General features: G+C 48.8%; 8 protein-coding genes and 1 pseudogene. 7 read left to right on the top strand and 2 right to left on the bottom strand.

The genetic code is table 11. The annotated features are described in order from the left end of the window. The first annotated feature begins 106 nt into the window (after nucleotides 1-106). From HMPREF3140_RS01110 to HMPREF3140_RS01095, 5 genes are all read left to right on the top strand, one after another. The gene (locus HMPREF3140_RS01110; RefSeq protein WP_070552811.1) at nucleotides 107-1063 is read left to right on the top strand and encodes a DNA adenine methylase; all 957 of its coding nucleotides are present in this window, start codon (nucleotides 107-109) and stop codon (nucleotides 1061-1063) included. Nucleotides 1064-1080: 17 nt separating this feature from the next. Further along, nucleotides 1081-3708, top strand: a complete 2628-nt coding sequence (locus tag HMPREF3140_RS01105; protein ID WP_070552810.1) for a replication endonuclease — start codon at nucleotides 1081-1083, stop codon at nucleotides 3706-3708. Beyond that, complete coding sequence (locus HMPREF3140_RS01100) at nucleotides 3705-3935, top strand: hypothetical protein (protein WP_064147670.1); 231 nt, start codon at nucleotides 3705-3707, stop codon at nucleotides 3933-3935. Before HMPREF3140_RS01105 ends, HMPREF3140_RS01100 begins: the two co-directional genes overlap by 4 nt. A 317-nt stretch (nucleotides 3936-4252) precedes the next feature. Beyond that, nucleotides 4253-5269, top strand: coding sequence for a glycosaminoglycan attachment site (locus tag HMPREF3140_RS26770; protein ID WP_077270438.1), 1017 nt, complete (start codon nucleotides 4253-4255; stop codon nucleotides 5267-5269). Between the two features lie 514 nt (nucleotides 5270-5783). Beyond that, entirely contained in the window at nucleotides 5784-6956 is a 1173-nt protein-coding gene (locus HMPREF3140_RS01095) for a DUF2971 domain-containing protein (protein ID WP_070552809.1), read from the top strand. Between the two features lie 677 nt (nucleotides 6957-7633). Here HMPREF3140_RS01095 and HMPREF3140_RS01090 read toward each other — a convergent pair. Together HMPREF3140_RS01090 and HMPREF3140_RS01085 are read right to left on the bottom strand one after the other, a co-directional pair. Further along, nucleotides 7634-8695 carry a phage portal protein gene (locus tag HMPREF3140_RS01090; RefSeq protein ID WP_070552808.1) on the bottom strand — a complete coding sequence of 354 codons (1062 nt, stop codon included), beginning with the start codon at nucleotides 8693-8695 and terminating at the stop codon, nucleotides 7634-7636. Continuing rightward, complete coding sequence (locus HMPREF3140_RS01085) at nucleotides 8689-10416, bottom strand: terminase large subunit domain-containing protein (RefSeq protein WP_070552807.1); 1728 nt, start codon at nucleotides 10414-10416, stop codon at nucleotides 8689-8691. Before HMPREF3140_RS01085 ends, HMPREF3140_RS01090 begins: the two co-directional genes overlap by 7 nt. Nucleotides 10417-10572: 156 nt before the next feature. Here HMPREF3140_RS01085 and HMPREF3140_RS01080 point away from each other — a divergent pair, with 156 nt between their 5' ends. Beyond that, nucleotides 10573-11412 carry a GPO family capsid scaffolding protein gene (locus tag HMPREF3140_RS01080; protein ID WP_070552806.1) on the top strand — a complete coding sequence of 280 codons (840 nt, stop codon included), beginning with the start codon at nucleotides 10573-10575 and terminating at the stop codon, nucleotides 11410-11412. Nucleotides 11413-11422: 10 nt separating this feature from the next. Beyond that, nucleotides 11423-12435, top strand: a pseudogene (locus tag HMPREF3140_RS01075) (phage major capsid protein, P2 family). Nucleotides 12436-12471: the final 36 nt, after the last annotated feature.

The raw sequence follows: 12471 nt of genomic DNA, 5'->3' as shown, positions 1-12471 counted from the left end.
CCTATCTCGTGATCCGCATTGGCCTCCGTTGGCGTTTGCTCAGCAAAAACGGTGGAAAGCAGTGGCGACTAATGACCCATGAAACCTATAACCAGGAATGCCGCAAATGATTAAGTCACCTCTTAAGTGGGCTGGCGGTAAAACCCGCGTGTTGCCGGAGCTGCTGAAGCACTTACCTAAAGCCGATTGCTTGATTGAGCCCTTTGTAGGCAGTGGCACAGTCTTTATGAATACGGAATACCGCCGCTATGTGCTTTGTGACAGCAATCGCGCATTGATCAATTTCTTCCTCGCGCTCAGGGAAGACCCAGAAAGATTGATACTGATCGCCAGGAACGTATTCAGAAATGGCAATAACGAAGATAGCTATTACGAAGAGCGCAAGTTGTTCAACCACCTGTCGTGGGATGACGAGTGTGCAGATGAGTACGTTGTACGGTGGGCGGCCTCATTTTTATACCTGAACCGCCACTGCTTTAACGGGCTTTATCGCACCAACAGGGATGGGGGTTTCAATGTTCCATTTGGCAGCTATAAGGCACCTTATTTTCCAGAAGCAGAAATGCGCCTATTTGCCGAAAAGGCGCGGGATACTCACGCGCTCTTTCTTTGTAATGATTTTCGTACTTCCATTCCGTACGTCGCCAGGAATCGCATGGACTCCGTGATTTACTGCGATCCGCCGTACATCCCGACTAGCAAAACAGCCAATTTTACCGCTTACGGCAAGCCATTTACCCTGGACGATCACCGCGCTTTGGTTACGGCGCTACTGGACGTTAATTGCCAGCATGGCACGCGCTCGGTCATCTCGAATAGTGACACACCAGAAACACGCCAGATCTACTCCGCTTTCAATCTCCACGCCTTCAGAGTTCGACGTTCCGTTAGCGCCAAAACCCGCGATATGGCTGGTGAAGTGATTGGCGTTCTTCGCGTGTGTGGTGGTTGCGGTCGTTCTGGTGGTGGAGGTTGCCCGGACTGTGGGGCGGTGATGGGCGATGCGGCATATGCCGAAATGTTTGGCGCGCCGGCTTGTTGTGGCGTTGACCTGGCAAAATAAGATAACGACGGTGAGCTATGCCTGATTCCACAGTCCTGGCATGGAGCTGGAATGCCCCACGGCGGGCTATTAATCCAAGCGACGCCGAAGAGCCTGCAATTGAGTATCTCACCCCAAAAGGCGAGGGTAAGGCACTTGCCTATAGCGATCTTGTTGATGTTGTTTATCGGGTACCGTTGCGCCCTCGTGATGGGGAGGCGCGCAGGGCATTTGATCGCGCAAGACTGGCGCGTCATCTGCGGCGCCGCGTCCAGGCTCTCCCTGCGTTTATCCGCAAGCGCTTTTCAATACACCTTGAAACTCTGGACCGTAGGGACCGGAAAGAGGCTGTACGCTGGCTATTCAACACGTTTGAGCGCCATGTATTGCGTCGTGTTGATGCGGTAAACGCACAATATCTGCCGCAAAGTAATCTGCCTGCAATTCTCTTTCCGCTACGTGATGATTTTCATCTGCTGCCATGGGCAGATAAAAAGCGCCTGAAACGACTGGCCTATAGGCTCGCCAATCTGATGAAAAGCGAGTTTATGCGCGAGTTTGATTTTCGGTACGAGAAAACGGCAGATGTGGAGTTTTCCACGATCTACGCTTACGGCGCTATTGCCAGTAAAGCGTCCTCACTCAATATTGCGATCCCTGGCTGGAAACAGTATTGCGATGAAGCACTGACAGCAGAAGATGCATTGCGTGTTATTGCCAGACTTCAAACGGAAAAGTGGTGGCTAGGTAAGCTCCGCAAAATCCATGACCGCTGGCGCGAGCACCTCCTGATCGCCACTAGCTACGTCAGCAAAGTGGCATCACCCTATTGCTCTGAGCCTTGCCTCAGGGAGTGGGTAGCACAAAAAAAAGCCAACTTTGAATACCTTCAGGCGATGGAGCTGGAAGACCAGGACACTGGGGAGCGTACCTCCTTGCTCGATAAGGTCATGGGCAGCGTTTCCAACCCGAAGATCGCCCGTCATGAATTGATGGTGCGCATGCGCGGTTTTGAGGATATGGCTAACGAGATGGGACTGGTTGGCATGTTCTACACGTTGACCGCACCGTCACGTTATCACGCCACACATGTGCATTCCGGCAAGCGCAACGATAAATACTGCAATGCCAGCCCACGCAAAACTCAAAAGTACCTTTGCAACATCTGGTCACGTGTTCGCGCCAAATGGGGAAGGGAAGGCATCCGCACATTTGGTTTCCGTGTAGCCGAACCACACCACGACGGAACGCCGCACTGGCACCTGCTGTTATTTCTCCGCCCGGAAGAGGTGGAGCTTGCCACTGATATTTTTCATGAGTACGCCCTCCAGGTGGATGGAAGCGAACCCGGCGCGGCTCAGTATCGTTTTACTGCCAAACCAATTGATGAAGAGTTTGGATCGGCAACGGGATACATCGCAAAGTACATCTCAAAAAATATCGACGGTTATGGAATGGATGGCGAGTTTGATCACGAGTCAGGCAAACCCGTTAAAGAGATGGCAAAGCGCGTGCGGGCGTGGGCTTCACTCTGGAGTATTCGCCAGTTTCAACAGATTGGCGGCGCGCCTGTATCCACATGGCGCGAGCTAAGGCGCCTAGGAAGTCGTGAGCTTGTCTTGCACCCGGAACTTGAAGCTGCCCGTGCTGCTGCTGATGCGCCCGACTGGCCGGGATACGTCAACGCCCAGGGCGGCCCGTTTGTAACTCGCGATTGTTTGCGTGTTCGTCTCAATTACGAATACACCGAAAACGGCAATGATTATGGTGACACAGTCGCCAAAATCAGCGGCGTCTATTGTCCTTTTACGGTCAGTGAATCGGTCATTTATACCCGCACAAACGATTACAAAATCGTACCGAAGCATAAGCCATCGTCGGTCGAGAATTTGACCTTAGAAGGCCGCGACGCGGCCCCTTGGAGTTCTGTCAATAACTGTACGGGTCGCGCCGAATCGGACAAAAAACCACCGCGAGAAACGGCGATGTCAGCTTATAAAAGCTCGCCCCACGACAGTTCAGTGACAGAACTTCCGCTAGATATTGAATATTTAAAGCGATATTCACGCCAGCAAAGGCAGGAGATCACCGGCCGGCTAAGAAAATCTGCCCGAGAAAACTCAGATCAAACCTTCATGCGTACCGCGCGTGGCATGCGCACGTCGATTGATGACGAAACCGCGCTGGCATGGGGGCCAAAAGTCACAGCCGCGAAAGATATGTGCCTGACGCCGGAAGAGGCAGAGCAGCGCTGGCGTGAGCAGTTACAGCTCGAAGCGAAACGGCGGGCAGATAACTATTCCGCTGCGGTTTCGGAATACCAAAAGAAAAAGTCAGAGGTAGAATTACTTCAACAGAACGGCACGGCAGTGAACGGCGAGGGGCGAAATTCACCGCAGCAAGGCATTAGCGGGATCTCGCAAACACTGCCTGACCACGCGATCGCCGAACTGAATAGACGTAATATCGTTATCAGTGACGGGGAGGTTAAATTGTTAGTAGGTGGCTGCATTCTGTCGCGTGGCGAAATGGAATTTGCCATCAGAGAAGGAGAGTTAATAGTTGAGCGCCGGTTGTTTAAACATGCCAACCATGCCCCGGCATCATTAACCAAACAAAGTGAGCTGCTTGATCGCTGTCAAAGGGCTCTCAGGAAGAAATTATGACCACGTTCAATGCAGAAATTCATGAAGATATCTTTACCTGGCTTAAAAAGAGTTCTCGCCCTGAGATAGTCCTGGATCTGCCATCAGTGCCTGCCCCAGGCGATAAGCTATGGCTGAAGAGTATGCGAGGTACACATATTGTCGAAACGGAAAGATGCACGATCGTGGAGTCGCGCCGCGTTTCGCGCCTGCGTCCTACTGTGCGCTTGGTGTTGGTATTGCATTAAATCATGGGTGCTATGAATCCCGCGAACAGGATTCCCTCCTGGAAAGGTGCCAGCATGTACCATTGTTAGAGATCATTCTTAGTCTCCAATCGGAACAAAACCAGAAAAAGAAGTTGCAGACCCGGGATCGGATAATCCGAAAATCAGCGTTACTAAGCAAGGTAAGACCCATTCAATCAGATTAGGGTATACAAGGAGTCTTCTGATTTTTGGCATTGATTTTTATCCTGCAAGTTATCAATATAATGATTGAACTTAATGTCTTCCGCTCATACACGCCTATAGAGCATGCATGGGTTAACCCTTGAGGTATTAAAATGAATTTATTTACTGATGTGGTTACATTAGATAAACAACACCCAATATATTCAATGATTAAAGGCGATGAGTATTTTGCTGAGCGTGATGTGTTAAATGAATGGGCAAGAGGGTTTCAGGATAGAGATAATAAATTTATTAAAGAATTTCAGACATCATTCGAACCGTGTCTATGGGAATTATATTTACATGCGTACATGAAAGAGCTCGGGCATGTTTCTGACTTTTCATTTGATGCGCCTGATTTTGTAGTAGTTAGAGAGCATGAATTTTGCATCGAGGCCACTATTGCACTACCAGCAGCAGGGCAACAACCTGCACACAGTTTTGGTAAAGATACAAAGCTGGGAGACTTTAACGAATTCAACTCTCAAGCAGCAGTTCGTATAACTAACAGTTTCATGAGTAAAGTAAAAAAACTAAGAGAACGTTATTCAAACCTTGAACAATGTAAGAACAAACCTTTCATCATAGCAATTGCGTCATTCGACAGACCGTTTTCTCATTTTGCTGCAAGTAGACCAATTCTTGCCGCTATGTATGGCCTTTATCATGATGAAGAAGCAACGATGGCATTAAATGCAGAAGAAGTTATTTCTTACAATGTTGATTCTGCTCTGAAGAATGGAAGTACTGAAATTGATATGGGGCTATTTTGCACCCCCGATTTTTCAGATGTCAGTGCTGTTATTTATAGTGGTTTAGCAACTTGGGGTAAATTAAGAGCGTTAGCTGATAATCCAACTGCAGCAACTGTTTATCAGACATTTACACCTAATCCAGGATCTATTTACCCAAATATTCACACCGCTAAAAAATGTGATTATAAAGAACACCTCTTGGATGGTTTGTATGTACTTCATAATCCTTTCGCAACGCATCCATTAGCACCCGAAGTGCTTGGACATGCTAGAATTGCTCAATGTTATATGAGAGAGAATGGATATTTAGATTTTGAAGCTCCAGATGATTTCTTGCTACTTAGATATTTAATGTCGCTTAAATATACTAAATAGTTTAGTTACAGTTTTTGTAAAAAATTTGGACTTATTAAAAATCGTTGTCAGGCGGCTTTCATTTGAACCTGGTTCTGCTTAATGAGTGTGTAAGAGTGTTTCTGGAGCCAGTTATATTTGGATGGACTGCTTCGTAATGTGTATATTTTACAGGAAAGAGAATGTCTCTTTGTCTAAATTCTTGGGTAAAGTTCATGCTAACAGTATATGGTTTGATCGTAAATTTTATTAATTTGTATTTTTTTGTGTGTGTGATTAATTAGATCTTTCTTAATATCCAAGCTGTTGTTTCAGCTTCTGGAATTGGTACTATTTCATTTTTACTGATGTCAGATAACAAGCGCTTTGAATTGTGAACGAGCGTTAGAAACATTCTAGCATGTTTGTTTAAAATTTATGCTTATGATGTAAAATATAATTATTGCATAGTTAAGATATAAAGGTTATTTTACATGTAGCTACAAGATTTGAAAAAATTTCAACTGGAAAAGATTGATTTGAGGATGTTTTTAATATGTTTTTTTATAAATATCAAGCTATTAGTCCTTTATCCTTAGCTATGCTTCGACATGGAGAAGTGTTTTTTGCCTCTCCTCAAGAGTTGAATGATACACATGAAGCTAAACCGAAATTTGTTTTTCGAGGGGATGATGATGTTTGGAGAAGATTCATTTATATGGTTTTGGTAGATATGTGCATACTTCTCAACCTTGATCCTGAGTCAGATCTTTCAAAAAAAATCATCTCTTTAAGGGAAAGTGTTTTCAGTAAAATAAAATCAACTAAAAAATCCTCATTTGAATATCAACAGTTAATAAATATATTATCTTCGAGCATACAAACTTCAGTACCAATAGATTGGGACGCTAGGGATAAGAAAATAATCCATGAAGTATATTGCCATTATGTAAATAATGTTTTTGATACGTATTTGGAAGAGATAATATACATTGCATCCTTTTCATTAAGTGCAACCAGTCTCACTATGTGGGGGCATTATGGTGATGCTGAGAAAGGCTTTTGCCTGGTTTATGAATCATTAGACGGTTCTGTTGAGATAGAAAGTGATTGCGAACTTTTTTGGGGGGTGCATGGGGATGAAGATTCCATTCAAACGATCGGGCAGGTTAATAAAACATTAGTTAACTTAAATAAAATAAAATACGCCAAAACCCCTACGAGAATCAACGGGTTTGGAAGGTTGTCTAAGCGATTTTTTTATAGTGAATATGAGTCTCATTATGATTATAGAGAGGAGGTATATAGTAAGACAACGGATATGCATGAGAGGGAAATTGGTCTGGTTAAATACACTGACTGGAAATATGAAAAGGAAATACGGTTACATCTTCCTGTTTGCAGATTTATTCCTTCGTCACTTAGGAGTATTCGGGTTAGTGCAAAGCATATAAAAGGTGTTATATTTGGACCTAAAGCATCCAAGGTTAATAGGGATAATGTGTTGGCGTCGCTTGTTCATTTAAAAAAATATCAAATGAGTAAGGGTGAAATATTCATATTTGAAGCCAAAGGGATTGCTAATCAATATAAGATGCAGGTTATGCCACTTGGAACACTAAGAGATTTCTTTTCATCTGAAATACCAATGGTTGTTTTATTTTCAGAGGCTAATAGCAAAAGCAAAGAAGAAGCAGTAATAATTTCAGAAATTATTAATCAAAGTTAACTATAAAAATAGAGAGTCATATCTTAACGTTAAATGATAGCAATGTCACCTATAGCTTCTTTAGATATGGGTGATATGCAACTTTCCCAACAAAACATGTCGCTATTACTTAATAATGAAATCGTACTTGCAAAAATTGTCTTTATAATAAATAGCTAGGTCTTGTGTCCGATGCTAGCTTAGAAAAACTTATGACATGATATATTGTGAGCCTTGTTTGTGGGCCTGACTTTGAACATAGCGGTCGGTTGATGAAATAAATCTGCTAGCAGAGTGTTTCCTCAACATGAATCGTCACATTCAGCACGATGCACAGCAGCTCACAGATTTGAACAAATTTTTGGATTTACTTAACTATCATTGAATCCATACGCGGCGCGATCCAGAGTCGGTTTTGTGCATGCACGAAAAATGGAAGGATCGTTGTGCGCAGGTGACGGGGGGCAAGCCCCCGCAAACGGGTCAAGGTAGGGAAGGCGGCAGGATACGCAATTTCATGGTTTATGCGTCAGGTGAGCGGTTTTATTGGGTAGAGGCATGCCTCGCGCAGGGAATAAGCAGCGATGCGCAGAGGGGCGCTGATGCGGGATATTTAATGCAGAAAAGATGAGGCCAGAGAAAACGCTGGCCTGTTATAAATGCCTGATGTTGTTCAAAGAAACTGAATTTTCTGGCGGTTATTTCTGAGGGGTAAGCAACGCGTAAGGGTTAAAGCGGATCACTTCTTCTCCGATCCACTCATTGACCACTTTCAGCGCCTCCATTACGGGTGTCAGTTCGTTGATAGCGTAGACCCGGGCGGCTTTCTCGATATCCCCAAATGATCCGTTTCCCTCTGGCATGGCGCCCATGAGCTGCGGCGGGATACGGTGCGCTGCGAGTATGTCGTCACGTGTGGCGTTCTTAATGTTGATAAACTCATCTTTCGCCGTGATCTGCTGGAAGGGGAGGATTTGCACGCCGTCTTTGCCGCCGCCTGGCGCATGCAGCAGCAGGTTTTTAAATGCGCCTTTACCGCGCGCACCGGTCAACGTCTCTTTGACTGCCTTCATGCTTTTATCGTCAACCTGTCCGGCGCCAATATAGACAATGCATCCAGCATGCGATCCGTTGTCGTAGTACAGCTTACGGAACATGTCAGCGGAGTGGGCCAGGCTGGCGGCCAGCAGTGCTGCCATATATTCCGGCATGCCGTAGACCTCCTGATTGATATCAGGGTTCAGAACGTGACAAACCGTTCCTGATTTGAACGTGTGCTCTTCTTTCCAGCGCCGGATAAACCAGTATTGATCGAGATCTGTGCTCCCGCGCCGGGTGTACTTTGCAAGAGAGTGTTTGAAGGGAAGCGGGCCGCCCAGGCGATTACGCGGCAATTCGAGATAGGCATTGCCAAACGTGAACCAGTCCAGCGCAAACGCGGAAAAGGTCTGGCGATTGAGCAGCTTGTGCGGGATAAAACAGCCGGTGAGCACATTACGTTTGAAATACAACGCCGACTCATGCCAGGCGCTCTGGCGCGGAGCTTTAGCCAGTCCGTAAAAATCCACCGGCGTCTCATAGTATCGCCCGTTGTCCATGCAATAGAGATTGTCCAGCAAATCGGCCATATCCCGCACGGGATAAGGGCCGTCAAAGCTGAACGCTGTCAACGCGGGAGCGGCCTTCAGTGACTCTGCAATGTCAGGGCCGGCGGTGCTGGATATCGGCTTTTTACCGTATTTCTTTTTCAAAGTTACCATCCCATTGCGAAACCACCGCCGCCACTTTCCTGGCCCAACGGTTCATTAATAATCGAAAGCATGGTTGCCCACGCCATATCACCATGGCTTACGCCGCGCGATCGGTCCGTTTCGTAAGTGATGAAACCGCCGGGCGTAACAACTTTGCGAACAGCGTTAAAGGCTCTGACCAGGCCCTGCTCGCTGCGGTCATATTCCCAGCGGCCGGCGCGGATGACCTGCAACATTTTGAGGACAAGGGCGCCCTTGGAAGAGAGGCTCATCTGGTAGCAAATAGCCGCCGGGAACCAATTTTTAACAATCTGCCAGACCGCCTCCCCGACGCCTTGTCCGTCGATGGCGATGTGAGTGACGTTGTAGCGCTCGGCAGCCTCTTTGATGACCGCCGCCTGCTGTTCAAACTCCAGCCCTCGCAGTTGCTTCAATTCAACCGTGCGAAACCGGCCCCCAGCCACAAGGGGAGGGACAGTTACGGACAGAGCACCGGCATCGCCATTGCCGCTGCCGCCGTTGGCGTCGTAGCCCAGCCACACCTCACGTTGGCCCATAGGGCGGCTGGCGAACGGTTTCCAGTCGGGCCAGTCGTCATACCCGTCAGCGCCGCACCCCAGTAACTGGCTAAGATTGAACGCGCTTTCGCCGTCTTTGACGAACTCGCACATGTACAGGTTTTCAAATTCATCAGGGCTGTTTTCGTCCCGGATTTCATCAATGTCGGTGTAGTCCCAGCCGTTGTTGATAGCGTCCTGAATAGTGACGATCTGCCGCCACGTTTTATCCGGGTAAAGCACGCCGCTATGCGTTTTCTTCCAGGACACGTCGAAATCAACCCGCTGCGCTTTAGGTCGTTTCGCATTCCATCGATCGCCGGTCCAGAACTGATAGGCTTCATGGCTTTCGCTGGATGGCGTGGAGAAGTACGTGCGTGTTAAGCCTTTGAGCGTTGCCATGGCGCCGGCAACTTTGCGCAGGTTGATAAAGTTTCCTGTCCAGAAAAACTCATCAAATCGCAGGTGGCCGGTGTACGACTGCGCCGTCGCCGCCGACGTCCCGAGAAAATGCAGCTCCGCGCCGTTTGACAACGTGATTTGCTCACCGCCTTTAAGTTCGACGTCCACCTCTTCAGCCGCTTTACGGATGAAGTTGCGGAACTGGAGCGCCTGCTTGCGGGACGCCGACAGAAAAATTTGGTTGCGCTGATAGTCGTGCTTAACGTCCGTTCTCAGTGCGCCCAGTAATGCCTCGCGGGCAAAGTACCAGGTTGCCCCGATCTGCCGCGATTTGAGGATCATCCGGTTACGCTGATCTCGTTGTTCGTACCAGCCGCGCTGGTGCCATGCGAGAGAGTCGAGAATTTTTAAGCGCAACGCCTCGATCTGCTCCTCGGAGAAGTGATTTTTCTTCTTGCGACGACTGGTTTTTTTTACGCCGGTGATAGTGGAAGCCTGCCCGGTATCCAGCCTTTTCAACTGCCGGGTTAACAGGTCAATCTCTTTGAAATCGCCACTGGTTTTATTGTCTTTCGCGCTCAGCTGGCAAAGACGGGTGTCAATGGATTGCGTCACCCGTTTGATGGGCGTTGTGTCATCCCATGCGTCGCGCTTTTTCCACGAATAAACCGTGTTTGAGTTGATGCCCATGAGTCGCGAAATTTCGGCGGGCGGGTAACCCTGCCAGTAGAGCTGTTTTGCCCTTAATCGAATAAACGCATCCTGAATCATCACTTCCCCCTTTTGAGCAGGGAGATTACCTGCGCGCGATCCCCGCGGCTCGGGCTTTCAGGTCTGGCCGTTCTCCGACAACAAAACCGCGTGGCGCCGGGCTTTCAGGCTCTGCGATGATGCAGCGACTGACATAAATCAACAGGATAAAACGACATGGCCAGCACGACTAAACCCGCCCGCAAAAAGTTTCGCGTTGCGGTTTCCGGCGCCACCGTTGACGGGCGCGAGATCCAGCCGCAGCACCTCCGCGATGCGGCGGCGAGCTACAACCCGGCCGTTTACGGCGCCCGCGTGAACGTGGAGCACTATCTCTCCATGCTTCCTGACAGCAATTTTGGCGCCATGGGGGATGTTGTTGCTTTAAGCGCGCAGGATATCACCGAAGGGCCGCTGGCCGGTCGTACGGCGCTCTATGCCGAGATCGACGCTTCGGCACGAATGAAGCAGCTCACCGATGAAGGAAAAAAAATCTATTCCAGTATTGAGCTGCATCCGCAGTTTGCCCTTAACGGTAAGGCGTATGTGGTCGGCCTGGCGATGACGGACACCCCGGCAAGTCTGGGGACTGAGCGCCTTAAATTTGCCGCGCAGCAGCGCGCGCAGGTGATGGCCTTCAATAACCAGCAGATCGAGGCGCCGCTGTTCTCTGATGCGCTTGAAGCTGAAGTGATCGAACTGGCAGCTCATCGCAGCGAGGAGGGCGTCAACTGGTTCAACCGCGTGATGGGCATCCTTGGCAAAGGCCAGAAAACCGACGATCAGCGTTTCAGTCAGTTGCATCAGGTTGTTGAAGCCGTTGCTCAATCTCAGGCAGACCAGATTGACCGGTTCAGAGCCCTGGAACAGGAACGCCAGCAGGACAAAACCACCATCCAGCAACTGACCAGCGAACTTAACGAGCTGCGCGGTCAGCTTCAGCTCCAGCCCGCAGAAAATTACAGCGCACGACCGGCGGCAACCGGCAACAGCAGCGCACAGCTTGCAGAATTCTAAGAGGTAAAAAATGGAAAACCTGACCCGCGAATTATTTGATAAGTACATTGTGCGCCAGGCACATCTGAACGGTGTCTCACCCTCAGCCGTTGCCAATCGTTTCAGCGTCGATCCAACTATCCAGCAAAAACTGGAACAGGCCGCCATGGAGTCGGATGACTTCATGAGGCAGGTTAACCACTTCGGGGTTAAAGAGCAGGAAGGGCAGAAAGTAAAAATTGGCAGTAAGGGGCCGATGGCGAGCACGAATAACAGCTCGGACGGCACCAACCGCCGTAACCCTGCACCGAACCATAACAAAGAGCCGCAGAACTACCACTGCCGCAAAACCAACTATGACTATGCGCTTTCGTATGCGGAGCTGGATGCGTGGGCCGGTCACCCTGAATTTCAGTCATTAATCAGTAATGCGATGGCTCGTCAGCTGGGATTGGATCGCCAGATGATTGGCTTTAATGGCACGCATTACTCTGAAAACTCCGACCGCACGACCTACCCGTTATTGCAGGATTGCGGCGTTGGCTGGCTGCAAAAAATCCGCAATGAAGCGCCGCAGCGCATTATGCCGGGTATCACGCTGACCTCCCGTGATGAGAATAACGCGGTAATTGCGTCAGGCACCTACGGCAATATTGATGCCGCCGTGCTTGATGCGCGTCACAGCCTTATGGATCCCTGGTTACTGTGCTCTCGTCCGATCTGCTGCTGAAAGTGAACCTGCCGAAAGTGAACGCGCTCAGCCAGACCAATCCGAATACCGAACTGCTGGCCGCGCAGCTCATTGTCAGCCAGGAAAAGATCGGCGGTCTGCCGACTGTGTTTGTCCCGGGTATTCCTGAAGATGTCGTGCTCATCACCAACCTGAAAAACCTCTCTGTGTACTACCAGAAAGGCTCCCTGCGTCGCTCTATCCGGGAAGAGCCGCACTACAACCGCGTGGCGACTTACCAGTCCAGCAATGATGACTATGTCATTGAAGAGTACGGCATGATTGCCATGATCGACGGCGTGACATTCGCCTGATAATCCCCATCACATGGCGGGCAGCAAGCCCGCCCA

It is taken from the genome of Klebsiella sp. HMSC16A12 (genome assembly GCF_001808265.1).
GTDB classification, from domain to species: domain Bacteria; phylum Pseudomonadota; class Gammaproteobacteria; order Enterobacterales; family Enterobacteriaceae; genus Klebsiella; species Klebsiella pneumoniae.
This window is presented reverse-complemented; position numbering and strand designations above follow the sequence as displayed.

Bases quoted from the DNA above. Each gene is read 5' to 3' on its own strand.
- HMPREF3140_RS01085 (WP_070552807.1), bottom strand. From the start codon at position 10,416: ATGATTCAGGATGCGTTTATTCGATTAAGGGCAAAACAGCTCTACTGG.
- HMPREF3140_RS01095 (WP_070552809.1), top strand. From the start codon at position 5,784: ATGTTTTTTTATAAATATCAAGCTATTAGTCCTTTATCCTTAGCTATG.
- HMPREF3140_RS01080 (WP_070552806.1), top strand. From the start codon at position 10,573: ATGGCCAGCACGACTAAACCCGCCCGCAAAAAGTTTCGCGTTGCGGTT.
- HMPREF3140_RS01100 (WP_064147670.1), top strand. From the start codon at position 3,705: ATGACCACGTTCAATGCAGAAATTCATGAAGATATCTTTACCTGGCTT.
- HMPREF3140_RS26770 (WP_077270438.1), top strand. From the start codon at position 4,253: ATGAATTTATTTACTGATGTGGTTACATTAGATAAACAACACCCAATA.
- HMPREF3140_RS01090 (WP_070552808.1), bottom strand. From the start codon at position 8,695: ATGGTAACTTTGAAAAAGAAATACGGTAAAAAGCCGATATCCAGCACC.
- HMPREF3140_RS01105 (WP_070552810.1), top strand. From the start codon at position 1,081: ATGCCTGATTCCACAGTCCTGGCATGGAGCTGGAATGCCCCACGGCGG.
- HMPREF3140_RS01110 (WP_070552811.1), top strand. From the start codon at position 107: ATGATTAAGTCACCTCTTAAGTGGGCTGGCGGTAAAACCCGCGTGTTG.